The 25872-nt window shown below is 72.1% G+C and carries 22 protein-coding genes; all 22 read right to left on the bottom strand.

Annotated elements, in window-relative coordinates:
- Positions 1–44: 44 nt before the first annotated feature.
- The 22 genes from ASC60_RS09940 to ASC60_RS10045 all read right to left on the bottom strand — a co-directional run bounded on the left by ASC60_RS09940 (position 45) and on the right by ASC60_RS10045 (position 25841).
- Positions 45–722: a methyltransferase gene (locus ASC60_RS09940; RefSeq protein WP_055549064.1), complete on the bottom strand. Its 678-nt coding sequence runs from the start codon at positions 720–722 to the stop codon at positions 45–47.
- The gene (locus ASC60_RS09945) at positions 723–2225 is read right to left on the bottom strand and encodes an NAD(P)/FAD-dependent oxidoreductase (RefSeq protein WP_055549066.1); all 1503 of its coding nucleotides are present in this window, start codon (positions 2223–2225) and stop codon (positions 723–725) included.
- Between the two features lie 198 nt (positions 2226–2423).
- The gene (locus ASC60_RS09950) at positions 2424–2894 is read right to left on the bottom strand and encodes an SRPBCC family protein (protein WP_055549068.1); all 471 of its coding nucleotides are present in this window, start codon (positions 2892–2894) and stop codon (positions 2424–2426) included.
- Between the two features lie 28 nt (positions 2895–2922).
- Positions 2923–3678 (bottom strand): maleylpyruvate isomerase family mycothiol-dependent enzyme, encoded by a 756-nt coding sequence (locus tag ASC60_RS09955; RefSeq protein ID WP_055549070.1) that lies wholly within the window; start codon positions 3676–3678, stop codon positions 2923–2925.
- The gene (locus ASC60_RS09960; protein WP_055549072.1) at positions 3675–4760 is read right to left on the bottom strand and encodes a PEP-utilizing enzyme; all 1086 of its coding nucleotides are present in this window, start codon (positions 4758–4760) and stop codon (positions 3675–3677) included. Before ASC60_RS09960 ends, ASC60_RS09955 begins: the two co-directional genes overlap by 4 nt.
- The gene (locus ASC60_RS40680) at positions 4757–5401 is read right to left on the bottom strand and encodes a hypothetical protein (RefSeq protein WP_055549074.1); all 645 of its coding nucleotides are present in this window, start codon (positions 5399–5401) and stop codon (positions 4757–4759) included. Before ASC60_RS40680 ends, ASC60_RS09960 begins: the two co-directional genes overlap by 4 nt.
- Positions 5398–5691: an acyl carrier protein gene (locus ASC60_RS09970; RefSeq protein ID WP_055549076.1), complete on the bottom strand. Its 294-nt coding sequence runs from the start codon at positions 5689–5691 to the stop codon at positions 5398–5400. Before ASC60_RS09970 ends, ASC60_RS40680 begins: the two co-directional genes overlap by 4 nt.
- Positions 5678–7210 (bottom strand): PEP-utilizing enzyme, encoded by a 1533-nt coding sequence (locus ASC60_RS09975; protein WP_055549078.1) that lies wholly within the window; start codon positions 7208–7210, stop codon positions 5678–5680. Before ASC60_RS09975 ends, ASC60_RS09970 begins: the two co-directional genes overlap by 14 nt.
- Positions 7207–8208, bottom strand: a complete 1002-nt coding sequence (locus ASC60_RS09980; RefSeq protein ID WP_055549080.1) for an SDR family oxidoreductase — start codon at positions 8206–8208, stop codon at positions 7207–7209. Before ASC60_RS09980 ends, ASC60_RS09975 begins: the two co-directional genes overlap by 4 nt.
- Positions 8205–9323 carry an SDR family oxidoreductase gene (locus tag ASC60_RS09985; protein ID WP_055549082.1) on the bottom strand — a complete coding sequence of 373 codons (1119 nt, stop codon included), beginning with the start codon at positions 9321–9323 and terminating at the stop codon, positions 8205–8207. The genes ASC60_RS09980 and ASC60_RS09985 overlap by 4 nt, the downstream gene beginning before the upstream one ends.
- A complete protein-coding gene (locus ASC60_RS09990) occupies positions 9320–10567 on the bottom strand; it encodes an acyl-CoA dehydrogenase family protein (RefSeq protein WP_055549084.1) in 1248 nt (415 codons plus the stop codon). Before ASC60_RS09990 ends, ASC60_RS09985 begins: the two co-directional genes overlap by 4 nt.
- Positions 10564–12255, bottom strand: a complete 1692-nt coding sequence (locus tag ASC60_RS09995) for an AMP-binding protein (RefSeq protein WP_159043231.1) — start codon at positions 12253–12255, stop codon at positions 10564–10566. The genes ASC60_RS09990 and ASC60_RS09995 overlap by 4 nt, the downstream gene beginning before the upstream one ends.
- A gap of 13 nt (positions 12256–12268) precedes the next feature.
- Positions 12269–13867 carry a class I adenylate-forming enzyme family protein gene (locus tag ASC60_RS10000; RefSeq protein ID WP_055549976.1) on the bottom strand — a complete coding sequence of 533 codons (1599 nt, stop codon included), beginning with the start codon at positions 13865–13867 and terminating at the stop codon, positions 12269–12271.
- 21 nt (positions 13868–13888) lie between these two features.
- Positions 13889–14419 (bottom strand): SRPBCC family protein, encoded by a 531-nt coding sequence (locus tag ASC60_RS10005; RefSeq protein WP_055549087.1) that lies wholly within the window; start codon positions 14417–14419, stop codon positions 13889–13891.
- Between the two features lie 64 nt (positions 14420–14483).
- Positions 14484–15125, bottom strand: a complete 642-nt coding sequence (locus ASC60_RS10010) for an isochorismatase family protein (RefSeq protein ID WP_055549089.1) — start codon at positions 15123–15125, stop codon at positions 14484–14486.
- Between the two features lie 3 nt (positions 15126–15128).
- Positions 15129–15926, bottom strand: coding sequence for a 2,3-dihydro-2,3-dihydroxybenzoate dehydrogenase (locus ASC60_RS10015; protein WP_055549091.1), 798 nt, complete (start codon positions 15924–15926; stop codon positions 15129–15131).
- A 39-nt stretch (positions 15927–15965) separates the two neighbouring features.
- On the bottom strand, positions 15966–17174 hold the full coding sequence (locus ASC60_RS10020; RefSeq protein ID WP_055549093.1) for a 3-deoxy-7-phosphoheptulonate synthase: 1209 nt from the start codon (positions 17172–17174) through the stop codon (positions 15966–15968).
- The gene (locus tag ASC60_RS10025) at positions 17156–19168 is read right to left on the bottom strand and encodes an anthranilate synthase family protein (RefSeq protein WP_055549095.1); all 2013 of its coding nucleotides are present in this window, start codon (positions 19166–19168) and stop codon (positions 17156–17158) included. The genes ASC60_RS10020 and ASC60_RS10025 overlap by 19 nt, the downstream gene beginning before the upstream one ends.
- Before the next feature lie 132 nt (positions 19169–19300).
- A complete protein-coding gene (locus ASC60_RS10030) occupies positions 19301–20275 on the bottom strand; it encodes a ParB N-terminal domain-containing protein (RefSeq protein ID WP_234356879.1) in 975 nt (324 codons plus the stop codon).
- A gap of 494 nt (positions 20276–20769) precedes the next feature.
- Positions 20770–22029: a cytochrome P450 gene (locus tag ASC60_RS10035; protein ID WP_055549098.1), complete on the bottom strand. Its 1260-nt coding sequence runs from the start codon at positions 22027–22029 to the stop codon at positions 20770–20772.
- Between the two features lie 185 nt (positions 22030–22214).
- Positions 22215–23585 (bottom strand): amino acid permease, encoded by a 1371-nt coding sequence (locus ASC60_RS10040; RefSeq protein WP_055549101.1) that lies wholly within the window; start codon positions 23583–23585, stop codon positions 22215–22217.
- Between the two features lie 36 nt (positions 23586–23621).
- Entirely contained in the window at positions 23622–25841 is a 2220-nt protein-coding gene (locus ASC60_RS10045) for a phage holin family protein (protein WP_063787103.1), read from the bottom strand.
- Positions 25842–25872 lie beyond the last annotated feature (31 nt).

A 25872-nucleotide genomic window follows, 5' to 3' on the forward strand; every position in this document is an offset into this window, starting at 1 on the left:
GGTGGGCCTCTTCTCGGAATGGGCCGGGTTTCCGGATGACCTGGTCACCGCGTGACGAGTTCCAGCAGTTCGTAGACCACGGGGCCTTCCGGCTCGTCCACGGTGGTGGAGTCGAGGCTGATCAGCCGCTGTTCCTCGGCCGCCGCCAGCTCGTCCAATTCGGCGCGGCCGGCCCGGCTGCTCAGCGCGATCAGCACCCGGCCCCCGGGCGCGAGGTGATTCCTCGCCTCGCGGAAATACCGCTGGTGTGCCTCGTATCCGGGGTCGACATAGGCCAGCTCGTGCGCGGTGAGGTCGAGTTCCGGCGGCGCCCACACATTGTTGGAGTGCCAGTAGACCACGTCGAACGCGGGTGCGTCGTGAAGCGCGTTGAACAGATCGCTGTGGACGCAGGTGACCCGGTCCGCGACGCCGAAGCGCTCGGCGTTGAGTTCGGTGTTCTTGACCGCCGCCGGATTGAGATCGGTGGCATATACCGAACGGCAGCCCGCGAGAGCGGCCTGGACGGCGATCAGCCCGATGCCGGAGCCGATTTCGAGGAACGTGCCGCCGACGGGGAATCGCAGCAGGGACAGATGGGCCAGGCTGGACTTGGAGTCCGCCGGGGAGAACACATCCGGCAGCAGGGCCCATCGTGTGCCGCCCACGTCGATATCGGTCCGCTGCCGCACTTTGGCCCGGCTCGCCTCGCTCCGGCTCAGGGGCTGGGTGTAGTCGTACATTCAGCGCTCCGCAGGGGTCGTCGCGTAATTCTCGATGTCGAAGCGGGCCAGGTCGTTGCGCAGCCTTTTGGTGGACCATGGCCAGGTGACGAAGTTCTTGCCCTTTTCGTCGAGATAGACGCTGCTGCATCCGCCGGTGTTGTAGACGGTCGAGGCGAGGCCGCGCTGCACCTCGTCGTTGAACGAGCGGAACGGCTCGGGCCGGATCTCCAGGGCGTCGATGCCCCGGGCGCGTGCGGTACGTATCGCGTCCACGATGTAGTCGAGCTGGGCCTCGGCGAGGGCGAGCAGCGAGTTGTACATCACGATGTTCGGGCCGAGCAGCAGATAGGCGTTGGGCAGGGCGGGCAGGGTGGTGGCCCGGTAGGCCTCGGGGCTCTTCGTCTTCCAGGTCTCGGACAGCAGCCGGCCGTCACGCCCCCGGATGCGTGACGCGATCGGCGGATGCCGCATCTCGAAGCCCGAGGCGAACACGATCACGTCCGCCTCCACCCGGTCGCCGTTCGCCGCGATCAGCTCGCTGCCGCTGGCCCCGGCGAGGGCGTGCGGCACGAGCCGGACGTTGGGCCGGGACATGGCCGGGAGGTAGGCGCTCGACAGCAGCAGCCGCTTGCAGCCGATGGTGAAGTCCGGTGTCAGCCGGGCCCGCAGCTCGGGGTCGGGCACCTGGCGCCTGAGGGTGCCCTTGCCGACCGGGGTGAGCAGCCGGGCGAAGCGCGCGCGGCGCATGACCAGGGCGAGCGTCTTCAGGAAGCCGTCGCAGACGCCGCGGAACAGCCGCTGGGTGACGGGCACGTGCCGGAAGAGCCGCCGCACGGGTTGGGGAACGCGGAAGTCCGGCCGGGGCAACACCCAGGCGGCGGTGCGCTGGAAGACGTACAGCTGCCGCACCCGCGGCTGGATCTCCGGCACGATCTGGATGCCCGAGCAGCCGGTGCCGATGACGGCGACCCGCTTGCCGGTGAGGTCCACGTCGTGGTTCCAGCGGGCCGAGTGGAAGGTCTCGCCGGGGAATCCGTCCAGGCCGGGCAGGGAGGGCGTGGCCGGCTCATGGAGCAGACCGGAGGCGAAGATGACGTGCTGGGCGACGTAGCGTCCCCGGCTGGTGTCGAGGATCCAGCGGCGGCGGTCCACGGACCAGGCGGCCTCCAGCAGTTCGGTGCCGAAGCGCAGCGCCGGGGCGAGGCGGAATGTCTCCACCGTGTCCTCGATGTAGGACAGCAGCTCGGGCTGGCCGACGAAATTCCTGCTCCAGCCCGGGTTGGGGCGGAAGGAGAAGGAATAGACCGGCGAGGGGATGTCGACGGCGCATCCCGGATACGTGTTCTCCCGCCATGTCCCGCCGACCCGGTCGGCCTTCTCCAGGACCAGGAAGTCGGTGATGCCGCCGCGTCGCAGTTTGACCGCGGCGGCGATTCCCGATAAACCCGCGCCGATCACGATGACATGCGCGTGCTGTTCCCCGGCCGTGGCCGGAGTATCGTCGTCCGCCGATATCGCCATGGGTTTCCCCCTGTCGTACGTGGACCGGGAGGCCAAGGGCTGTCCCGCAATCCCCAGCGGGCTCCCGACGCCAGCTACGGCCACTCGCTGCGTTGTCGGGATCGCCCGAGTACGACCCGGTACGAGGACGACCCTCCGCCTTGCGATTGACCGCATCTGACGCCGCTCGCTGATCCACTGGGGATTGCGGGACAGCCCTTAGCCGCTCGCGGCCCGTTCCAGAATCTGCTTGGTCAGCCGCAGTTCCCGCTCGACCGACCCGGGGAGAGTGCGCCGCAGGACCGGATCGAGCATCCAGCGGGTGGCCGGGTTGAACGAGAAGGAAATCATGCGGGTGGCCCGGATGCCGCCGTCCACCGGCACACAGGAGAACCGGGCGCTGAATTCGGCCATCCGGTGATTGAACTTGTTCAGCGGAAGGGGCGCCAGCCGGATGTCGATGCACGAGCCCGGGGTGAGCCGCATCTGGGCCACGGCTTTCGGCTCCGGAAGGGGAAGTCCGGGCAGCTTGGGCTGGAATTTGAACTCGGTGAGGTTTCCGCTCCTGCGTACCCAGGAGATCGGTCCGACCTTGTCATCGACTTCGACGTAGCGTTCGATGTCCATCACGAAGTCGAGGAAGGCTTCCGGTGTACAGGCGATTGACTGTTCTTTCTCCACCTTGACCATCAGGTCACACTACCTTCCTGACTCGTTTTCACAGATAGGCCCGCGCGTGCCGCAGCGCGAGTTCGGCGAGGTCCCCGTCGGCCGTCAGCCGCCCCGCCGGGGCGCCCCGGGTGCGCCGGGTCGCGGCCCGGCACCACGCCAGCAGCGGGCCGCGCAGCACATCGGTCGCGTCCTCGGGCCCGTACGCGTAGCCGGTGCCGTCGCCCGCCGTCAGTTCCAGCCGCAGGGTGCGACCCGCCGGCGACCGCACCCGGGCGCGGGCCAGGGCGTAGCGCAAGGTGGCGTGGCCGAGCGCGGCGATGTGGCGCAGCCGGGGCGTCTCGGGCACGGCGAGCCCCAGCGCGTCGCGGATGTCCAGGCCGTGCGCCCAGTGCTCCATGAGCCGGGCGGTGGCGAACACCTCCGTGGTCATGCCGAAGCCCCAGGCCACCCGGTCGCCGGGGGCGCGTTCCGCCAGCAGCCGGCGGGTGGCCGTACCGGCGCGGTCCCACCAGGCGGTGAGATCCCCGGGCGACAGCCCGTCGCCCCGGCGGCATCCGGCGGCGGTGAAGTCCTCGGCGGTCGGATACGCGGGAACGGCGGCGGCGAACGCGCGCGGGCCGCCCGCCAGGGTGTCGCGGGCGACCTCCTCGGTGTCGGCCAGATGGGACACCTGGTCGGCCACGGTCCAGCCGTCCGCCGCCGAGTCACGGCCGAAGTCGGTGTCGTCGAGCGACCGCACCAGGGCGCCGAACTCCCGCTGCTCATCGGCGAGATCGGCCAGTTCCTCGCGTACCGGGGTCACAGGATCGCCACCGTCCCCGCCGAGCCGTCGACCGCCACCGGGCCGCCCGCGGACAGCCGCTCCAGCGCCGCCGCGCCGACCCCGGTCACACAGGGCACCCCGAGTTCGCGGGCGACGATGGCGGCGTGGCACAGCATGCCGCCCTCGGCGGTGACCAGGGCGGCGGCCTCCGCCATCAGCGGGACCCAGTCCGGGTCGGTCCGCTCGGCGAGCAGCACCGCGCCCGGCTCCCAGCGGGGGTCGTCGATGTCCCGCAGCCGCAGCGCCGGGGCGGTGGCCGCCCCGGCGGAGGCCGCGATGCCGTGGACGACCTTCTCGTCCCTCCCGGCGGCGGGCCCGGGCGACTCGCCCAGCGCGGTGGTCATCGGCCGGAACTGCAGCCACACCAGCCCGTCTTCGAGCAGGGCGAACTCCAGGTCGGCGGGCATGCCGAGGGCGTCCTGCACGGCGACGCACGCCCCGCCGACCGGCCGGCCGCCGTCGGTGAGCGGTTCCGGCTCCGATCCCCCGGCGGGCCCCTCGGGCGTCCACTCCTCCCAGGCGGGGGTGACGGCGCCGGAGACCAGGGCGTCGCCGCTGCCGTGCACCCACTCCAGCCGCCCCCGGCCGGGGCCGCGGCCCAGCCACAGCCCGCTGCGCGCCGGCGTACGGAACGGCTGCAGCAGCACCGCCATCCCGACCTCCGGCAGCGGGCCGGAGGCGGTGCGCGCCCGGTACGCGGCGACCCGGCCGCTGCGCGCGGAGTCCCGTACGGCGGCGATGGCCGCGGCCAACCGGTCGGCGGGGACGTCGAGTTCGCTGCGGAACATGCCCGCGTAGCTGAGCGCCGCCCCGTCCTCGACCGTGGCCGAGCTGCGCACCGCCCAGCGCGGGGCGACCGCCGCGAGCCGGGCGAGGCCGTCGGCGGCGGGTTCGGCGCCGACCGGCACCACCCAGGTGTCGGGGACGGTCACCCCGGCGCGCAGCAGCGCGGCGAGCCCCACGGCCTTGCCGCCGACCGCGCTCCGGTCGCCGTCGCCGAGCCCGCCGGTCAGCCGCAGCACGGTGTCCGCGCCGCTCGCCCGGGTGTCCGCGCCGCTCACCGTGGTGTCCCCGCCCGCTCCTCGGCCTCCCGCTCGATCCCCAGCGACAGCAGCAGATCGCGGTGCAGCTCCATCCAGACGTCGTGGTACGAGTCGCACAGGACGCCGGTGAACGCCTTGTGGTCGCCGTCGCGCAGGCGGGCCAGGGCACCGGTGAGCCCGTCGGCGTAGGCCCCGAAGCGGGGGCGTACGGCGGCGAGCCCGCCGATCACCTCCACGGCCTCGTCGTGCACGGCGCCGAGTTCGGCCACCCGCGCCCGGTCGTACGCCGCGTTGGTGTGGTCGTTGGTGGCACCGTCGCGGAGCTGCCAGCGGGTGCACAGCTCCTTGAACCGGTCGTTCACCGGCAGGAAGCGCTCGTATCCCGGTCGCAGCCGGTCCCGGGCGTCGCCCGCCAGGTCGTCGGCGATCAGCGCGGCGTGCCGCTCGCGGCCCTCGGCCGTGATGCGCCACAGTCCGCGCCGTTCCATATGGGTGGCGAGCCCGTCGGCCCGCAGCTTCTCCAGTTCGGCGAGGACGCGCCCGCGGTCGTGCCCGGCGCCCGCCACCAGGGGGTCGGCGGTCGCCATGCCCTTGATGACCAGGGTGTGCAGGACGTCGAAGGCGGCGGTGTCGGGAAGCACGGTCTCTCCCGTCGTCATGTCGTGGTGGCGTCGGCGCGCAGTTCGTCGAGGAGTCCGACGAGGTCGCCGACCGTCGTGAGGGTGGCTGCCTTGGGGTTGTCGACCAGCGCCACGCCGAAGCGTTCCTCCAGGGCCAGCAGGATCTCCAGGGTGGCCAGCGAGTCGACCTCCAGGTCCTGGATGATGCGGTCGGTCGGCCGCAGATCCCGCTGGACCCGCTTGACCTGGGCGTAGACCTCTTCCAGGGCGGTCAGGGTCTCGGGATCGACCGATGTCCGTGCGGTCTGCGCGGAGTCAGGAATGGTCAAGGATGTTCACCTCTCCGGTACTGCCGTTGATGGAGACGGCCGTGCCCGCAGGCAGCGAGGCCGCGCCGGGATAGCCCACGACGCACGGAATCCCGTACTCGCGGGAGAGGATCGCGATGTGCGACAGATCGCTGCCGCGCTCGCTCAGCACGCCCTCGGCGAAGGGCAGCAGGGGGGCGATGTCCGCGTCGGCGGACGAGCAGACGATGATCACGGGTTCGTCGGGCAGATCGCCCTCGGGGGTCATCACCGTGCCGGTGCCGATGCCGGGCGCCACCCCGCGCAGCCCCTGGGGCGTCTGGCTCAGCCAGGGGCGGATCACGCCGTCGTCGCCGGTGAGGTCGAGGTGTTCGGGCATCGGGGTGGCGAGAGCGGCCCGGCAGGCCTCGATCCGCGGCCGGGCCCGCTCGATCAGCCCCGGCCGGGTGGCCAGCTCGGTGAACTCCCGGATCGTCAGATACGGCCACAGATCGGCGTCGCCGCCGAGTTGCCCCGCCAGCGCGGGCAGCAGCCGGCGGTAGACGTGCAGGGTGCGCATCGCCAGGGACTTGGAGTGCTCACGCCCGGCCATCATCTCGCCGACGGCGACCGCCAGCGACCGTACGGTGCGGCTGCGCCAGGGCGAGACCATCCCGGCCAGCGCCTCGGCCGGGTCGATCGGCGCCACGGACGTCTCGCCGCTGCCGCCCGCCACCTGCTTGTGCCGCACCGCGTAGTCCTGCCAGGGCGCCTGCCCGTCGGCGACCTCGTAGAAGGAGGAGGCCAGGAAGTCGCCGGGGCCGAACGGGTCCAGGGTGGACGCCGCCGTGTGCAGCCGGTCCCAGACCAGTTCGCGCGGGCGGGTGAGCCAGTGCGCGATCTCCTTGCCGTGCCGCAGCAGCTTGCCGTAGACGCGCCGCTGGAGCGCGCGGACCGGCACCAGCCCGGAGGTGGTCAGGATGTGCACCGCCCAGGCCTCCTCGAGGACGGGCAGCGCGTCGCGCTCCACCCCGGCCAGCGCGATGGGGCTGTCCGTGGTGGTCGCGGCGCGCAGCCCCCACTCCAGCTCGGCGACCCGCTCCTCCAGGGCGCGCAGCCGCGGCCCGGTGTCGCGCAGCTCGCCCAGCAGTTTGGCGCTGCCCGCGACCTGGCGGACCCGGCCGGAGCGCAGCGCGGTCAGCTCCTTGGGGGAGTCGATGCCCTCGAAGTAGGCGTCGGTGACGTCGCTCGGCTGAAGTCCCGGGATGGAGGCGGACAGCTGGCAGTAGGCGGCCAGGTTGTGGTACGGGCGGCAGCCGAAGTAGCCGACGAAGACGTAGTGCCCGCCCTCCGCCCAGGCCGGGCGGCCCCACAGCCGCCGGGCCAGGGCGCGGGTGCCGCGCTCCATCGGGTCGCCCACCAGCGACCAGGACATGGGCGAGAGCCGCTGCGGGGCCACTTCGCCGAAGTTGCCCGCCGAATAGACGCGGAAGTAGGGATGCGGGTCGGTGTCGACGGACGCGGGTCGCCCGGTGGACTCTTCCGTGACCTGCTCGGTCATACGAGGGCCCTCCTCTCCGTACCGCCGCGCAGCGCCTCACCGGTGGCCCCGAGGTAGTCGGGGTCGGGGACGGGCCAGGGCTCGGGGATCTCCTTGAGGACATCGACGTCCAGGTCGAACCAGGGCTCGGTGTACTCGGTCAGCTCCCGTGGCGTGCCGACCCGTTCGCCGATCAGCCGGGTGAGCCGGCCGAGCGGCCCGGCCTCGACGATCTTCGGCACCACGCCCCAGGGGCGGCACACCTCGGTGAACACCTCGCCGAGGGTGGGCAACGCCGGGTCGAACCAGGTCCAGGTGGACCGGCCGATGGGCGCGGTGAGCGCCTTCAGCACGATCTGCGCGGCGGAGGTGGCGTCGGTGATCCAGCAGGGAAACTCCCCGCGCCGGGCCAGGTGCACCGGATATCCGGCGAGCAGATGCGGGAAGACCATCGGCAGCCCGTGCCGGGTGTCGGGCCGTCCGCCGCGCGGGTCGGGGCCGAGCACCGGGCCGAAGCGGACGACGCCCACGGGAAGTTCGGGGGCGGTGTCCCGGACGAGCCGTTCGGCGCAGTACTTGCCGTACTCGTACCAGTTGCGGAAGCGCTGGCCGGTGTACAGCTCGCGGTTGGTGATCCGGCCCTTGGCGCGGCCGAGCGCCAGCAGCGAGGAGATGTGCACGGCCTGCCGCAGCCGGGGCAGTTCGCGCAGGAAGGCCAGCGCGGAGCGCATCCCGGAGCTGTGGGTCTCCAGCACCTCGCCGGGGCCCGAGGTCCAGGACACCGAGCCGAAGCAGAACACCACATGGGTGGTCTCCTCCCGCACCCGGGCCAGATCGGCGGCGGACAGGCCGAGGCGCGGCATCCGCACATCGCCGCGGACGCCCTCGCCGACGGCGGTGCGGCCGCTGCGGGAGAGCACCCGGACGGTGGCGCCGTCGCGTTCACAACACTGGGCCACGGCCGTGCCCAGGAATCCGGAGCCACCCAGGATCAGCACGTTCATGCCGGGATCGTTCATGCCAGGAACCTCGACAATCCGCTGTCGGCGGGGGCCAGGGGGCGCTTCGGCGCCGGGAGGTCGAACAGCAGCCGGGCGAGCTGTTCGGTGGAGGGTTCGGGCAGCGGCCCGTCCACCAGACCGGCCAGCCTTCCGCGTTCCATCACCCGGTCGAGCCCGATGTAGCGCAGTCCGATGACGCTGTTGCGCCATGCCGGGGACAGCGGCAGGAAGCGTTCGGCGTTGGCGGAGAGCCACAGGACCTGTTCGGCGGAGGCCGGGACCAGCCGCAGCCACGTGCCGAAGCGCAGCGGCGCGAGGCCGCGCGCCACCTCCAGCAGACCGCGGATCGACGGGGCCCGCTCCCCCGCGGACAGATGGGTGACGACGGGCTCGGGGCGCGGACCGGAGCGGTGCAGCCCGGCCAGCGCGTCCAGCAGGGTGCCCGCCGCCAGGTCGCGCGGCAGGACGTCGACCCGGGCGCCGCGCATGGCGGGCAGGATCCGGCCGGGCAGCTCGTCCCAGCGCTCGGCCAGCAGGTACAGCGAGTTGCGCTTGCGGGTGGCGCCGGTCCGCGAGTCGCCGAGCAGGGCCGCGACCCGGCTGATGAGGACGTCGGGCTCGCCGGGGCCGTGCCGCCGCGTCAGCTCCTGTTCGGCCAGCCATTTGCTGTGCTCGTACGCGGTGCGGTGGCGGTCGGGGGCGAGCGGGGTCTCGGCGATCCGGCCGAGGGTGCCGCCCGCGACGAAGATCGAGGACGCGTATCCGTAGACGACGCGGCGGCCGGAGCGACGCTGCAGCTCGCGGGCGACGTCGTAGCCGCCCAGGGCGCCCAGCACGTTGACGGCGTACAGATCGCGGCCGCTGCCCGCCCAGTTGGTGTCCCCGGCGAGGTTGACGACGGCGTCCACGTCCTCGGCCAGTTCGTCCAGCTCCGCCTCCGACAGCCCCCACAGCGGTTCGCGCACATCGCCGCCGACCCGGGCCGTGGCGAGCGAGGGGAACAGCCGCTCGAAGGGGACCTGGCCGGGGCGGGTACGGCGCACCAGCGGCACGATCTCGACCCCGCGGCTCGGGGCGATCTCGGCGACCGCGGTGCCGAGTTGTCCGGTGATTCCGGTCAGCAGCAGCTTCATCCGAGATCGACACCCTCGTCGTAGGCGGCGATGTCGGGCACCAGTCCCCCGGCGACCAGCTCCCACATCATCTCGTCGGTGCCGCCGCCGAGCCGGGCCAGCCGGGAGTCGCGCCACATGCGGGCGAGCGGTGTCTCGTCCTCCAGGTAGCCGGGGCCGCCGAACAGGTGCATGCACTCGCTCATCACCTCTTCGACGAACCGCGCCGCCGTGGTCTTGAGCGCCGCGATCTCGCGGGTGCCGCACCCGCCGGGGACGGGTACGCCCTGGGCGGCGGCGTAGACGGCGTAACGCAGGCCGATCAGCCGGGACGACAGCTCGGCCAGCCGCAGCCGCAGCGCCTGCTGTTCGATCAGCGGTTTGCCGAACTGCTTGCGGCGCTGGAGGTGCGCGGTGGCCAGTCCGATGGCGCGGGCCGCGCCGCCGACGGCCTGGGCGGCGATGGAGAGCCGTTCGTGGTTCAGCCCCCAGGTGGCGCCGAGGAGTCCGCCGCCGCGCCGCCCGACCAGGGCCTCGTCGGGCACCTCGGCGTCGATGACCATCCAGGTGGTGTCCAGCGCGGAGGTGCCCGCCTTGTCGAGCCGTTTGCGGGGGCTGAGCCCGTCGCGGGGTACGGCGAACAGCCCGAGCCTGCCGTCGACCGGCCCCGAGCCCTCGTCCAGCCGGCACAGCAGCAGGGCGAAGTCGCAGACCAGGCCGAGCGACAGATACTTCTTCTCGCCGGTGACCCGCCAGCCGCCGGGCGTCCTGCGGGCGACCGTGCGCACCCCGTTGAGGTCGGAGCCGCCGGTCGGTTCGGAGGCGCCGAGACAGCCCACCAGCCGCCCTTCCAGCGCCCCGGCCCGGTACTCGGCCAGCAGGTCCGAATCCCCGAAGCGGGTGAGGACGGACAGGACCGTCTCGCAGTGCAGGCTGAGCCCGACCGACAGGCTCGCCCGGCCGAGCCGGCCGCTCTCCTCGGCGATGATCACGCCGAGTCCGGGGTCGCCGTACGGGTTTGCGGCGGACGCGCCGCGCCAGCGCTCCTCGAACAGTCCGGCGAGGCCGAGTCCGGCCAGCGCGTCGCGCGGGAACAGCCCCTCGGCCTCGGCCTGTTCGGCGACCGGTTCGAAGGCCCGGCGCAGCAGCTGCGCGACGCGCTCACGGGTGTCCTCCACCCGCTCGCCGAACGGTCCGGCCGTGAAGAGACGGGAGGTCTGCCCCGCCGGTGCGGTCTGCTCCACGGTTGCGGCCACAACACTCACGAGTCGTTACGCTCCTTCAGTTCACCCGCCACGTAGGACAGCCACAGCGAACGGCGGCGGGGCTTGCGGCTGGAGGTCAGGGGGATGGTGCCGCGCTTGACGTACAGCACCCGGGCGCGGGCCGTGTCGCCGGTGAACGACGAGATGACGGACAGCGCGTCGTCCAGCCGGTCGCCCAGCGGGCGTTCGGTGACCACCAGCACCGTCGGTTCGCCCCCGGTGATCCCGGCGACGACGGTCGCGTACCGCCGGGAGATGGCCCCGGAGGCGACGAGTTCGAGTTCGATGTCCTCGACGAAGACGTTCTGGCCGTTGATCTTCACGCTGTCGCCGAGCCGGCCGATCACATACAGCTCGCCGTCCAGCAGGAATCCGGCGTCGCCGGTGTAGAGCTTGCCGTCGTGCAGCTTGGCCAGGTCCTCGGGGCGCGGGTCGGCGTAGCCGTCGGCGACCGAGGGGCCCTCGACGTAGATCTCGCCGAGCACCCCTTCGGGCTGCGGGGCGCCGTCCTCGTCCAGGATCTCCACGCGCGCGGTCTGAAGCGGCGGACCGCAGGAGACCTGCCATGTCCAGGGCTCGTCGACGGGCGCGGTGGTCAGCTCGACGACCTCGCTCACGTCCAGCTTCTCCCCCAGCCGCCGCTCCAGGCCCTGGGCCCGCACCATCCGGGCGGCGTGGTGCTTGCTCACCCCGGTGACCGCGAGGGTGCCCTCGGCCAGCCCGTACGCGGGCATCAGCGCCCGCACGTCGAAGCCGTGCGGGCCGAGCAGCGCGGCGAAGCGGGCCAGCACCGCGGGGTCGATCCGCTCCGCGCCGCTGACCACGGCGGTCAGCGGGGAGAAGTCCAGCCCTTCGAGGTCGTCGGGACCGACCGCCGAGAGCACCCGCTCGAAGCCGAAGTTGGGCATGCACATGTTGGAGTACGGGGTGCGTCCGTACTCGGCGATCCAGCCGCGGGTGTCCCGGATGAACTGCTCGGGCCGCATCAGCGCGTGCTCCACCTGGAGGGTCAGCGCGCCCAGCAGCCCGCCGACCAGCCCCATGTCGTGGTAGAGCGGCAGCCAGGTGACCGCGCCGTAGCCCACCGGGTTCATCCAGCCCTGGATCATGCGCAGGTTGGTGGCCAGGTTGGCCATCGAGATGCGCAGCCCGCGCGGTGAGCCGCGGGAGCCCGAGGTGAACTGGAGCACCGCCAGCTCGCCCCAGGCGCGCGGCGCCTCCTCCGGGCGGTCGGCGTAAAGCGGCGCCAGCACCTCGGTGGCGCCGCCGAGCCGGGCCACGTTCTCGGCGACCACGTCGTGGTAGCGCGGGTCGGCGATGGCGTGGCGCGGATGGATGCGGGCGGTGATGGCCTTCAGCTGGTTCTGGTAGCCCTCGCCCCCGCGCAGGGCGAGCGGCAGGGGCAGCACGGACGGGGTGGCGCCGATGGCGAGCAGCCCGAAGAACTGCGTGACGAAGTCCTCCCCGCCCGGCAGCACCAGCGGCACCACATCGCCGGGCCGCACCCCCGCGTCCGCGAGCGCGGCGCCCGCGCCCAGGGTCCGCCGCGCCAGCTCCCGGTAGGTGAGCCGCTGCCAGGAGCCGTCGTCCAGCCGGAACCGCATCCCGCGCTCGTCCGACGGGTCGTCCAGCCAGCCGAACACGCGCTCGTGATCGGGTGTCTTCCGGTGCGCTGTTCGCTGCGCCAAGGTGACCTTCCCCCTACTCTTCGGTGGGCCGGGCGTCCGGCCCGGGCTCGGTGGTCCGCTCCCGCAGCAGCCGCGCCAGCTCCAGCCGCCGCACCTTGGCGGTGGCGGTGCGCGGCAGTTCGTCCAGGCTCAGCCGCACCGGCGGGCGCATCGGGGCCAGTTGGGCGGCGGCCTTCCGCCACTGGACGAGGTCCAGCGGACCGCCGTCCCGGGTCACCACGACCGGGGTCGGCGCGCCCTCCTCCCCGGGGACGACCACGACCTCCAGGAGGCTGTCGAGCCGCGACATCAGCAGGTCCTCGGCCTCCAGCGCGCTGCCGAAGCCGGGAATGACGTCGACCTCACGGTCGGAGACGTGCAGACAGCCCCAGCGGGTGCGGTAGCCGACGTCGCCCATCCGCCACCAGCCGTCGTCCAGCTGCCGCTGGAAGCGGGCGTCCTCGCCGAAGTAGGTGAGCGCCCGGCCGTCGGAGCGGACCTCGATGAAGCCGGGGGTGCCGGGCCCCGGGGTGCGGCCGTCGCGGTCGACCACCCGGACCGCCGTCATCCCGGGGAACGGGAAGCCGACGCAGCGCCCGTCGGCGGACATCGCGCGCCGCCGGGAGGTGGCCCGGCCGACGGTGGGCCCGACCTCGCTCTGGCCGTACAGCTGGAGGTGGAACGGGCGCCGGCGCCGGGACGCGCCCAGGATCTTCCTTACGGTACGCGGGTGGATCGCGTCGAACGTGCTGCTCAGGGCCACCACGTTGGACAGCGGACCGCGCGGATCGTCCGCCAGCGGCTCCCACTCCACGAACGTGTTGGGGTGGGCCTCCAGCACACCGGGCTTGGTCTCGGCGAAGATGTCGGCGATCCGCTCGGGCGTGGCGTCCTTGGTGATGACGATCGGGAAGCCGCGCTTGAGCGCGATGGCGAGCGCGGTCACCAGGCGCGAGTGGACGAACGACACCCGGACGGCGAGGGTTTCGCGGCCGCGTATCAGCAGCCGGGCGCCCAGCGCCTGCGGGCGGTAGCGGGCGCGCAGCGACCGGGCGGTGTGCACGACGAGCTTCGGGACGTCGGTGGTGCCGGAGGTGTGGGTGAGCAGCGCCGGGCGCGTGGCCCTGGTGCGGGTGAACGGGCGCGGACGCGCCTCGGGGTCCCGCCGCAGCGGGGTGGTGCCCTCGGCCTCGCCGGTCACCAGGAGGACCCGCTCGCACGCCTTGGTGACACCCGTTGGCAGCTCGCCGAGGAGCTTCTTCTCGTCGGTGATCAGATGCGGCCAGTCGCAGCGGTTCAGCAGCTCCGCGACGACCTCGCCGCCGAGGCTGGGCGAGAGGGCGACGGGCACCGCGCCGACGCGGGCGACCGCGCAGGTGAGCAGGAAGATGTCGAAGCCGTCCTCCTTGTAGACGGCGACCTTGTCTCCCGGGCGCACCCGCAGATCACGCAGCGCGGACGCCATTTCGGCGACGAGATTCGCGCAGGCGTAGACGGTGAGGTCGCTGCCCAGCTCCGGCGCGATGTCGAGTTCGTGGTCGAGGGTGATTTTCTGGTACGGGCTCTTCCTGGCTGCGCCGTCGAAGAAGGAGCCCAGGAACAGACCTCTGTTCCCGATGCGTTGCAGAATCACGGTGGGCGTCACCCCTCGCCGTCAGGAGGCGGTTTCGAGTGCGGCTTTGATACGGGCGAGCGAGGTCCGCATATCGCCGTCGATCTTGTCCGACCAGTCGTCGAGGAACTTCTTCACCTCGGCGTCGCTCAGGCCGTGGAGAATTCCCCGCATGCCTTCGGTCAGTTCGCCCATCCAGAAGGCGTGGGTGAGCGTGGCTCCGCCCGCCGTCGGCTCGACCGTGAACGACCATACGCTCTCCTGGGCGCGTCCGTCCTTGGTGCGCATGGCCCAGCTGAACGCGCGGGGTGCGGTGGATTCCACGACCTCGCATTGCGTGGTCCAGTCCCCGCGCACGACCGGCGCCCAGGCCACCACATCCGGCTCGCGGTGGTTGCGCGCGGTGAACACGGAACCGACCGCCCCGGGTTCTCCTTCGGTCCACTCCCCGCCCAGGCATTCGGGGCTCCACTCACCGCCCCGGGTGAGGTCGCTGACGTAGGCGAAGACGGTGGCGGGATCGGCATGGATGTCGGTGGTGGCGGCCACGCGGAACGTTTCCGTGGAATTCATGGGTCAGCATCCCTCTATCGGGCGGCTCTGGCGCACGGCTCTGGCGCGCGGCTCATCGGGCGGCTCATCGGGCGGCCAGGAAATCCAGCATCTGCTCGGTGGTGTGGATCGCCGCGCAGCAGCGCGCGGCATAGTCCAGCGCGGACCGGTGGTGGTCGGCGGTGAAATCGGCGAGGGCGTCCGCGACCAGGAACGGCTGGATATCGGAGCTGAAGGCGTCGACCGCGGTCATCAGACAGCCGACATGGGCGTAAACCCCGCACACGATCAATTGGTCGCGGCCGGACTCCTGAAACAGGTCACGGAGATCGGAGCGGACGAAAGCGCTGTACCGCCATTTCGTCAGAACGGTGTCCCCGTCGGCCGGGCGCAGCGGTTCGACGATTCCGGTGTCCCGCTCGTGCGCGGACATCCCGGGCCCCCAGAAGTCGTGCAGCAGACCGCGCTCGCGGCGGTCCATGTCGCCGGGCTGGGCCGAGTACACCACCGGCATGCCGAGCGCGGCGGCCCGGGAGCGCAGGGCGCGTGTGTTGGCCAGCAGCTCGCCGTACAGGGCGCTTTCCGGGTCGTAGGGCGCCAGGAAGTACCGCTGCATGTCGTGGAGGAACAGGACGGCGCGCTCGGGGTCGGGCCGCCAGTCGACCTGGTTCTTCGGCAGATCGGCCGCGGTCGGCATCGGATAGGGCGCGATGGCGGGGATTCCCACGCCTCACACCCCCAAAACGGCGCCGCCGTCGACGCACAGGTCCTGCATGGTGATGTGCCGGGCCCGGTCGGAGGCGAGGAAGAGCACGGCGTCCGCGATGTCGCCGGGTTCGGCGATCCGGCGCAGCGGGATTCCGGTCTTGTACGTGGCCATCGAGCCGTCGAGGGTGGTCTGCCGGTCGGCATCGGTGGACCACAGCGAACGCAGCATGTCGGTGTCGGTCGAACCGGGCGACACCACATTGCAGCGGATTCCGTATTCCGCCAGTTCGAGTCCGAGGGACTTGGTGTAGAGGGACGCGGCGGCCTTCGAGGCACCGTAAGCGGCCATATGCACCCGGGGTATCCGGCCCGCGTTGGAGGCGACGGTCACGATGGCGCCCTCGCCGCGTTCCTTCATGCGCGAGGCGACGGCCCGGGAACAGTGGAAGACGCCGTCCAGATTGATCGAGAAGATGGCCCGCCAATCGATGTCCGACATTTCCAGGGCGGACCCGGCCCGCATCACTCCGGCCGCGTTCACCAAAAGGTCCACGGCGCCGAGTTCGGTTTCGATCCGGTCGACGATCTCATTGATGCGCTCGCTGTCGGTGACATCGGCGGGAAAGGCGACGGCGGCCAGTCCGTCCGCCACCATCTTCTCCACCAGAGCGGTCAGCCCGCCGGCGTCCTTGTCCACGGCGGCCACCAGAGTTCCCTGGCCCGCGAGCGCCCGTGCGATGGCGGATCCGATTCCGCCGGCCGCACCGGTGACCAGTGCGACCCGGCAGGCGATGCCGTCGGTTTCCTTGTGCTCGGTCAAATCCTCACCTCCTGGAGGTATTTCCGAGTCTACGGATTCCTATGCTCGAATCCAGGTGCGCATCAATTCGGCGGCCTGGTCGGGATTCAGCCGCGGATCGCACAGCGTCGTATAGCGCTCACCAAGTCGCTCGACGCGGTCGACCTTTCCGCCGAGGCATTCGGTGACATCCGATGCGGCGACTTCGAGATGGAGTCCGCCGGGGTGCTCCCCCGCCCGTTCCAGGACGCGTCTGCAGCGGATCGCCTCGTCCACGATGGCGCTCAGATGGCGCGTCTTGTGCCCGCCCGCCCGGACGGTGTTGCCGTGCATCGGGTCGGACAGCCAGACCGCCCGGTGGCCCCCGGCCCGTACGGCGGCCACCAGGGACGGCAGCAGGTCGGTGACCCGCTCCGCGCCCATGCGCGCGATCAGGGTGAGTCTGCCGGGGGCCCGGTCGGGGTCCAGCAGGGCGCACACCTCGGCCAGTTCGGCGGGGTCGGCGGTGGGGCCGAGCTTGAGCGCGACCGGGTTGGCCACCTGGGACAGCAGCCGCACATGGGCCGAGCCGGGCGCCCTGGTGCGGTCGCCGAGCCAGGGCAGATGGGTGGAGCCGAGGATCCGCTGCCCGGCGTCGGCGCGGACCAGCGGGGCCTCGTAGTCGATGACCAGCGCGTCGTGGCTGGCCCACGGCCCGTCGCACCACGCGTCGCCGGGGTTCCGGCGGTCCCGCTCGCGGGCCAGGACCCATAACACCTCGGCGCTCGCCTCGTACGCCCGCACCATCCGCCGCGGGTCGTGGGCCCGCGCCCGGGCGGACGGGGCCTCGCCGTTGACCATGTGGCCGCGGAAGGCGGGCAGCGGCACCCCGTCGACGTCCTCGAAGGGCCGGCTGCGCGGCTTGGCGAACTGGCCGCCGATCCGGCCGACCCGTAACACCGGTCCGTCGTCGACGAGTTCGTCCGCCAGGGCGTGCAGTACGGCCGTCTTGGCGCGGACGTGATCGGCGCCGGTCTCCTCGAAGCTCTCCGCGCAGTCGCCGAGCTGCACCATCCGCGCGCCGCCACCGGCCACCACCGCCAGCGCCCGGCGCAGCCGGGTCAGCTCGGCGGCGGTCACCAGCGCGGGCGCGGCGGCCAGCGCGGCCCGGCTCGCCGCGTAGTCGGGATGGGTCCGCCACCGCGGCTGCTGGGCGGCCACCGTCCCCTCGGGCCCGGTGGGTCCGGGCGCGGCCCGGGTGCCGTCGCCGATCACCGCTCGGCGTCGCATTCGATCAGCTCGGCGGGCCGCCGCCGCAGCGCCCAGCCGAGCAGGTCGGCGAGGAGGTCGGTGCCGTGTTCGGTGAGCACCGACTCCAGGTGGAACTGGGTGGCGGCGAAGCGCTCGCCGCGTACCGCGTGCACCTCGCCGGTGGCCGGGTCGCGGCACAGCTCGACGGTGCCGCGCGCGAGGGGCGAGTGGAGCCGGCCGGCGGGATGGCGGGCGGCGTAGGAGTTGTAGAAGCCGACCGGTTCGGAGCGTCCGAAGAAGTCGATGCGGCGCTGGGTGCCCTGGTTGGGCCGCTCCCGGGCGAAGAGTTCGAGCCCCAGGAGTGCGCACAGCACCTGGTGGCTGAGGCATTCGCCGATGAACGGGACTCCTCGGGCGAAGAGCCGGCCGATCAGGCCGGCGATGCCGCGCACCTTGGGGTCGGTGGCGGCCCGGGGGTCGCCGGGTCCGGGGCCGAGCACGACGCAGTCGTAGCCGTCGATGTCGCCGGGGCGGACCGCGTCCCAGGAGCGGATGGTGGCGTCCAGCCCCAGCGAGCGGGTCTGGTGGCCGAGCATGCCGGTGAACATGTCCTCGGCGTCCACGATGAGCACCCGCCCGGCCTGTGGCCCGGCGGTCCGTGCGGGCGCGGCGGGCGCGGCGTCCTCCTTGCCCAGCCAGAAGGCCGACAGCCCGGCGTTGCGCCGCTCGAGCGCGCTGATCACCTCGGGGTCGTGGGCGAGTGGCGCGCCGCCGCCCGAGGGCCGGACCGGCGTGGTGGGCCCCGCCCTCCGCTCCAGTCCGGTGGCGGCCAGCAGCGCGTCCACCTTGGCCCAGGTCTCGGCGACCTCGGCGGCGGGCCGGGAGTCCCGGACCAGGGTGGCGCCGACGTCGATGCGCAGGGCGCCCGCGCGGCTGATGTCGGCGGTGCGGATCAGGATCGCCGAGTCCAGGGTGGCCCGGCCGGTGGGGTCCCGGCCGAGGAGGGCCAGGGCGCCGCCGTAGTAGCCGCGGCCGCTCTCCTCGTGCCGGGCGATCACCCGGCAGGCGTTCTCCAGCGGGCTGCCGGTGATGGTCGGCGCGAACATCGTCTCGCGCAGCACCTCGCGCACGTCCCGCGACGTGGCGCCCTCCAGCAGGTATTCGGTGTGCGCGAGCTTGGCCATCTCGCGCAGATAGGGGCCGCGGGCCCGGGCGCCGCGGTCGCATACCCGGGCGAGCATCTTCAGCTCCTCGTCCACGACCATGAAGAGTTCGTCGGTCTCCTTCTGGTCGCCCAGGAACTCCAGCACCCCGTCCAGGTCCGCGCCGGAGGTCGGATAGCGGTAGGTGCCGCTGATCGGGTTCATCCGCGCGGTGCCCCCCTCGACCTGGACGTGCAGCTCCGGGGAGGCGCCGACGAAGGTGCGGTCGCCGGTGTGCACCACGAAGGTCCAGTAGGCGCCGGACTCCATGGTCAGCAGCCGCCGGAAGACGGTCATGGCGACCTCGGGCCGGTAGTCGGACAGGGTGGCCCGGAAGGAGCGCCTGATGACGAAGTTGGAGCCCTCACCGGCCCGGATCTCCTGGTCGAGGATCTTCTCCACTACCTTCTCGTAGTCCTCGTCCCCGATGTCGAACCCGCTGTCGCACAGGTCGACTTCGGCGTCGGGCAGCAGATCCAGCGCCTCCTTGACCGGCAGCGCGGCGCGGCGCCGGGTGGCGAGCGCCAGGATCGGTTCGCCGTCGTCGTTGCACGCGTAGCCGCGCTCGGTGACCTGGCGGAAGGGAATGACCGCCAGCACCTCGGCCGGTCCGCCTCCCCCGGGGCCGGCGTCCCCGTCCCCGGGGCCGGGCGACGGCAGTTCGGCGAGCGCCCCCACCTCGGCCACCGTCCCGGTCAGCACCTCCACCTCGTGCCCGCCCGCGCCCGCTCTGCGCAGCAGGGCGAACGGGGGCGGGTCGGGCGCCACCAGTGAGCGGAGGAGATCCCGGGCGTCCGTGTCGGGGAAGCCCCTGGGGTGATGGATCGTCATGCCTGCCTTCCCTAGGCGCCGAGAAGCTGACTCACGATGCGATCGGGCATCGACCCGATGAAAGTGGGCCGACGAAGGAGAGGAAACGGCGGAGAAGAAACGGAGGAGAAGAAGGAGACGGGCCGGAAACCCTCAGCCGGATGCCTGCCGGCCGGAGCGCTGCTCCAGCTCCGTCGCGAAGTCCTGCCACGCCCGGCTGCATTCCCGTGCGGCCGTGGCGATCAGCTCCACGCGGTGCGGCGGCACGTTGTCGCTGATCCGGGTCCACTCTTGCGGGCCCACCGTGCAGGCGTCCAGCAGCCGCAGCAACGTGCGGCCGGACTCGGAGAGCCGCAGCGACGGGTCCTTGCGCAGATTGTGGATCAGTGCGGGGAGGTCCGGGGCACGGTCGGCCGCGCGGTCGGAGCCGTCGATCCGGGCCACCGCCTTGGGACGCAGCGGGGTCGCGGTGGCGGCCGCCTCGGGCTCGCGGCGTACGGGCCCCACGGGGGCCTCACCGCGCCGCAGCCGGTCGCGGACGTCCCGCACGGTGGCGGCGCAGACCCCGGCCTCCCGGGCGACCTCGCGCAACGAGACGCCGGGGCGCTCGGCGAGTATCCGGCCTGCCTGGATACGGCCTTCGGCGGCGTCCACCGGGCGCTCCCGGCCGTCGCGCCCGAGCCGGGTGCTCGACTGGGGAATTTCCCCACTCGCACGGCGGCGGATCGCGCCGACCGTCTTGTGGGAGAGCCCGGTGACCGAGGCAATGGCCCGGTCGGACCATTCCGGGTGGGAGTTGATGATACGTTTGGCAGCGGCATTCCTGTCGGCCCGTGGCAGGGGAAGTCCGTGCGAGATATTTGCCTTGACCGCGAGGACAAACGCCTCTTCGTCGTCACATTCGCAGAAGATCGCCTCGATTTTTGCCTGGCCGCGCAGGTCCGCGGCCCGTACCCGATGCATCCCGTCGATGACGTGCATGGTCCTGCGATTGACCAGAATGGGCGGCAGTTCGGTGTCCGACTCGGCGAGGAGGCGCACATGTTCGCTGTCCGCGCCCGAGAGCCGCGGCGAATCAAAGTGCGTTAAGTCGCCCAGGGACACCATTTCGGTGGACCGGTGCGTCATGATTTCGGCAGTGTCAGCCAGCAGCTGACCATTCATGTGCCTATCCCCCTGTGACAATCCGGTGCTTCATGGAAGACAGCGATGGACGAAGACATCAGGAGGCGTATTGCCCATGGAGGGCCGGGCACTGGCCGACCGGCCCGGCCGATCGACGCGAAGGTGAAGTAATGACCAGCTCAAGGCCACCCCCGTGGACTTCCGCTTACCCCGTCCGTCTCATGGAACGCGAGCCCTCTGCCCCTACCCGGCGCGCCGACGCCCACACGTCGACCGGTTCATCGGGAGTTCTTCATGGCAGATGTCGATAAGGTTCGCGCTGGGTCTTACCAGGATCGTTGACGAACCGCAGCATTCACAGTGCGAGTTAACATCAGTTCCAGAATGAAGCGACCGTAGCAGTCGCCGCGTGGCGTACGCAACCAAAACGTGACGGACCGTTTTATGGCCAACTCGCCCTATGCGAGGTATGCGAGGTGGACGGTCCCGAAGAAGATCTAGTCGCGCAGCAGGACGGGCAGGTGCCGATGCCCATTGGAGATGAAGGACTCCAATGGGCGAAGCTCGGCGGGTGGCACCGCGAGGGCCAGGCCGGGAAAGCGCGCGAAGAGGGCGCTCAGCCCGATGCGCCCCTCCAGCCGGGCCAGCTCCGCGCCCAGGCAGAAGTGCGGACCGTAGCCGAACGACAGGTGCTCGCGGCGGGTCGCCCGGGTGAGGTCGAAGTCTCCGCCGCCCGCGCCGTGGGTCCCCGGATCGCGTCCCACAGCGGCGTAGTTGATGACGATGGGGTCGCCCTGACGGAAGGTCAGCCCGGTCGCCGCGTCGTGGACGTCCTCGATCGGGAACCGCATGACGATGGAGGCGATCGGCGCCTGGTGGCGCAGGGTCTCCTCCACCACGTCGTCCCACGACGCCTTCCCCGAGCGCAGCAGGGCGAGCTGGTCCGGGTGGGTGAGGAGGTTGACGATGGCGTGGTCGAGCAGGTTGACCGTGGTCTCGTGTCCCGCGCCGATCAGCAGCAGCACACTGTCCAGCAGCTCCTGCTCGCTGAGCCGGGAGTCGGTCTCGTCGTCGTGTGCGCCGATGAGCGCGCTGGTCACATCGTCGCCGGGAGCCTGCCGCTTGGTGGCCAGCAGCCCCGTCAACAGCCGGTACAGCTCACGGGTGTTGGCCTCCGCCTCCGCCTCCGACTGGCCGGTCGCGAAGATCCCGGCGACCCCGGCGCGGAAGGCGTTGTGCAGCTCGTCGGGGACGCCGAGGAGGGTGTTGACGACCATCAGCGGCAGCATCCAGGCGAAGCGTGACCGCAGGTCCACCACCGTGCCGGGGGAGGCGTCCTCGGTGGCGTCCAGCCCGTCGAGCAGGGACCGGGTGATCTCCTCGATCCTCGGGGCGAGGGCCCGGATGCGGCCGGGTGTGAACGCGGTGCCGATCAGCCGGCGGAGCCGGACGTGTTCCGGGCCGTATGCGGTCAGCGCGTTACGGACGTCCACCCACAGGCGCAGCGGCCACTTGGGCGGAATACGCTCGTCGATGTAGTCGTCCGGCCAGTGCCGGTGGGCGTCCTTGGAGATCCGGATGTCGGTGAGGAGCCGCTTCACCAGAGCCGGGTCGGTCACCGCCCAGGCCACCACCCCGCCGGGCAGCTCCACCGGGGTGGCCGGACCCCGGTCCCGCAACCGGTCCGCCTCGGCGTGGATGTCGCGGGCGGTCGGGTCGAGGCGGAAGGGGCACCCGGAGGTCAACTCGGCACTCATGAAGAGAAATTTTCGCTCAATCGCACCGCACGAGAAAAGAGGAAAGGCGAAGGAAAGCACAGAACGTCCACCCCCTCTCCCTCATTCGCCGCATAGGAAACCGCTCGCGGTCGCATATCCCGGCGGAATAGCGAAGAGGCAAGAAACAGCATATGGCGCTTACGAAAAGATATTCGCACACGCCGTTACGGAGTACCCGCCTCCGCCACCGCGCCGTTCTCGGTCACCGCGCCGCCCGCCCCCTGGCTCTGGCGGCGGGCCGCGATCACCACGTACACCAGCACCCCGGCGAACAGGAACAGCACGCCCTGGTACACCGCCGCGTATCCGGCCCCCGAGACCAGCCAGAAGGAGAAGCCGAAGCCCGCCAGCGCCAGCACCAGGTCCCAGACGAAGCGCCCGGTCCGCACCTTCTCGCGGCGCCCCGCCAGCAGGAAGTACAGCTGCGCCCCGGCCGCCAGCAGATACGGGACCGTCGCCGAGAAGGTGGTGATCAGCACCAGCGTCGCGAAGACCCCGTTCGACCCCGAGGTGTAGTTGACCACGGTGAGGACCGACGCCAGGATCACCCCGACGAACACCCCGACCGTCGGCACCCCGCGCCGCTTGACCGTGAACACGGCCGGGAAGAGCCCGTCCCGCGCGGCCGCGTACGGCGCCTGGGCGCTCATCAGGATCCAGCCGTTGAGCGCGCCGACGATGGACACCACGGCGGCCAGCGCGATCAGCGTGCCGCCCCACGTGCCGCCGAACATCGCGTCGACCGCGTCGGAGAAGGGCGCGGTGGAGTTCACCAGGTCCTTGTGGGCGACGGTGCCGAACACCGACACCGTGCCGAGCAGATAGACCACGGCGGCGCCGACCGTGCCGAGCACGCTCGCGCGCCCCACGTTCCGCTCCGGGTTCTCCATCTCGCCCGCGCTCATCGACGCCGACTCCACGCCGAGGTAGCTGTAGAGCAGGATCGCGGCCGCCGCCGACACCCCGCCGACCGCGCTGCCGCCGCCGGCGTTGAAGGGGCCGATGTTGTGCGGGTCGAAGAAGAAGAGGCCGACGACCGCCACGAAGAGCAGGGGCACGAACTTCAGCACGGTCGAGACGAACTGGACGGCACCGACCCAGCGCGTCCCCGCGAGGTTCGCCAGCGCGGGCAGCCACAGCGCGAGCAGCGCGATGGCCAGGTCCGTGCCCTTGGACGCGTGGCCGGGGGCCAGCACATGCACATAGCCGACCGCCGCCACCGCGAGCGCCGCGTTGCTGACCCAGGTCATCGTCCAGTACGACCACGCCGACAGGAAGCCCGCGAAGTCGCCGAAGGCGGCGCGGGCGTGGACGTACGGCCCGCCCGTACTCGGGTCGCGCCGCGCGAGCCGCCCGAAGACGAGCGCGAGAGCGATGGCGCCGACCGTCAGGACGACGAAGGCCAGCAGGCTGAGCGTGCCGTACGGGGCGACGGAGGCGGGGAGCAGGAAGATGCCGCCGCCGATGATGTTCCCCATGACGAGGGTGGTCGCCGTGGGCAGGCCGAAGCGGCGCGTGTGGTGCTGGTCGAGCATGTGAATATCGTCAGGGACGATGTACGGTGCACCAAATCACCGGGCTTTGTCCGGCAGAACAGGGCGAGTGACCGGAAAAGGTACGGCGGCGGGGCCCGGAACCCGGGATTCCTGCGCGAGACCCTGCGACCCGTCAGACAAGACCCCGTCCCCCGGAACCCGCACCTCCGGCGCCTCCTCCGGCCCCCGTTCCTCCCCCGCACCCAGACCCTGAGGAACCTCCGGTCCGTCCGCCTCCCGCAGCCAGCGCCGCAGCACCGTATGCACCCGCTCCGCACCCACCAGCTCCTCCCCCGCCGCGACGGGCGCGGAAAGCCGGACCGGCCACAGCAGAAAGGGATGACCCTGCTCGCCGCCGAGGCCGCCGTGCGAGCCGATCTGCTCCTCGAACGCGTGCACCTGGCCGGTCGCCGCGTCGTAGGCCGAGTTGACCATGATGTCGGGGGTGTTCCGGAAGTGCGCGGTCCGCCGTACGGCATCGGCGGCGCCCGGCCCGAAGACCGCGAGCGGACTCTCCTTGATCACCCGGCCGGTGTCGAGGTGGTGCTCGGCACCGCCGGCGCCCAGCACCACCGCGCCCTCCGTTTCGGAGCGCACGAGCAGGAAGCCGATCCCGGCGTGGCCTGCGAGGGTGTGCAGCAGGGCGGGATGGCGCCGGTCGATGGCCTCGCGGCTCATCCGGCCGGGGACGTCCGGGAACGAGATCAGCCCCAGGTTCCCGGAGGCCAGCACCACCGGCCGGGACTGCCCCTCCCCTCCCTCCGGTTCGTCCTTCTCGGGCCGGCGCAGCGCCGCCCGCGCCGCCACGCGCGCCTCCGCCCCGCTCGCCGTACGCCCGGCCGCCTTCGGCACCGGCAGCCCGCACCCGGCGCGCACCAGGTCCTTCAGCGTCAGCCCGTACGCCCCCGCGAACGTCGGCCCCGGGCTCTGGCCGTGGTCGGACAGCAGCACGATGCGGTAGTCGCGGGGCGCCCGCTCCGCGACCTTGGCGATCAGCGCGATCGACCGGTCCAGACGGGCCAGCACCTGCTGGGCGTCGCGGCTGCGCGGCCCGGAGTGGTGCGCCACCTCGTCGTACGCCACCAGGTCGGCGTAGATCGCGGTACGGCCCGACAGGATGTCCCCGATGACCGCCGCCACCACCACGTCCCGCTCCACCACCGTGGCGAACGCCCGGATGAGGGGGTAGAGCCCGCCGCGCCCCACCCGGGGCGTCTCCCTGCGCAGCTTGGCGCGGGTGGACTGGCAGATCTCCCGGCACACCTCGGCCACGAACGAGGCAGCGGTCCTGGTGGCGTTGGCCGGGTCGGAGAAGTACGTGAAGTAGCCGCTGCGGGAGCGGTTGCGCTTGCTGCGCCGCGCCGCGACCGACAGCACCAGCGCCAGCTCGTCGGCACCCCCGGTGAACAGGTTGCCCCGGCTCGCCCCGTCCACCGTCAGCAGCCCCTCGTGCCCGGCGCGGGCGGCGGCCCGGCGCTGCAACACGGCCGCGCTCGACGGCCGGTTGCTCACCATCACCTCGCCGCTCTTCTTCTCGTACCAGCGGAAGGCGGGCACGTCCTCGTTCGAACCGTGCAGGATGCCCAGCTGGCTGGCGCCGGTCTGGCTGGACCAGTCGGTGCGCCACGGCGTGACGGTGTGGGTGCCGCCCACCCACGTCGACACGGTCTCCATCACGGGCGGCTTGTTGTCCCGTGGCCGCAGCGCGTCCCGCAGCACGGCGTGCCCCACCCCGTCCAGTTGGAGGAACACCGTGCCCGGCGGCCGCGCCCGGCCCCCGTCCTCCCCGCTGCGCCGCCGTCTTCGGTCCGCGAGCCGCGCCAGCCTGTGCCGGTACGCCCCGTCGTCCCGTACGGTCAGGAACGTGCTGGTCGCCGAGGACGCGGCCGACATCACCGCCGCCACCACGACCGCCGTCTCCGGCTCCACCGTGCCCCGCCCGTCCGGGATCAGCCCGATCGCGAGGAGCAGCAGCGAGCCGTTCAGCACGAACACCAACAGCCCCAGCACCAACGCGGGCATCAGCAGCAACGCCCGCACCAGCAGCGGCCACACCAGCGCGCTCAGCACACCGAACGCGCCCGCGCCGCTGGCGGCGGTGACCGCGACCCTCGTCGCGCTGTCGCCGTCAGCGGCCTGCAAGTGGAAATCGGGCAGGATGCCCGCGAGCGCCAGCATGGTGAGCGTCGACACCGCCCACACGGCCGCCACCCGGAGCAGGGCTCCCCCCACGGTCTTCCATCGGGGCTTCTGCACGCCGTGGCCTCACTTCGGATCGCGGCCCGCG

Origin of the sequence: Streptomyces sp. NBRC 110028 (genome assembly GCF_001417735.1) — a bacterium.
Lineage (GTDB): Bacteria > Actinomycetota > Actinomycetes > Streptomycetales > Streptomycetaceae > Streptomyces.

Coding starts and splice junctions, on each gene's coding strand:
- ASC60_RS09945 (WP_055549066.1), bottom strand. CDS start 2,225: ATGGCGATATCGGCGGACGACGATACTCCGGCCACGGCCGGGGAACAG.
- ASC60_RS10030 (WP_234356879.1), bottom strand. CDS start 20,275: ATGACGCACCGGTCCACCGAAATGGTGTCCCTGGGCGACTTAACGCAC.
- ASC60_RS10005 (WP_055549087.1), bottom strand. CDS start 14,419: ATGAATTCCACGGAAACGTTCCGCGTGGCCGCCACCACCGACATCCAT.
- ASC60_RS09975 (WP_055549078.1), bottom strand. CDS start 7,210: ATGACCGAGCAGGTCACGGAAGAGTCCACCGGGCGACCCGCGTCCGTC.
- ASC60_RS10035 (WP_055549098.1), bottom strand. CDS start 22,029: ATGAGTGCCGAGTTGACCTCCGGGTGCCCCTTCCGCCTCGACCCGACC.
- ASC60_RS09985 (WP_055549082.1), bottom strand. CDS start 9,323: ATGAAGCTGCTGCTGACCGGAATCACCGGACAACTCGGCACCGCGGTC.
- ASC60_RS40680 (WP_055549074.1), bottom strand. CDS start 5,401: ATGACGACGGGAGAGACCGTGCTTCCCGACACCGCCGCCTTCGACGTC.
- ASC60_RS10020 (WP_055549093.1), bottom strand. CDS start 17,174: ATGCGACGCCGAGCGGTGATCGGCGACGGCACCCGGGCCGCGCCCGGA.
- ASC60_RS09940 (WP_055549064.1), bottom strand. CDS start 722: ATGTACGACTACACCCAGCCCCTGAGCCGGAGCGAGGCGAGCCGGGCC.
- ASC60_RS10025 (WP_055549095.1), bottom strand. CDS start 19,168: ATGACGATCCATCACCCCAGGGGCTTCCCCGACACGGACGCCCGGGAT.
- ASC60_RS09950 (WP_055549068.1), bottom strand. CDS start 2,894: ATGGTCAAGGTGGAGAAAGAACAGTCAATCGCCTGTACACCGGAAGCC.
- ASC60_RS09980 (WP_055549080.1), bottom strand. CDS start 8,208: ATGAACGATCCCGGCATGAACGTGCTGATCCTGGGTGGCTCCGGATTC.
- ASC60_RS10040 (WP_055549101.1), bottom strand. CDS start 23,585: ATGCTCGACCAGCACCACACGCGCCGCTTCGGCCTGCCCACGGCGACC.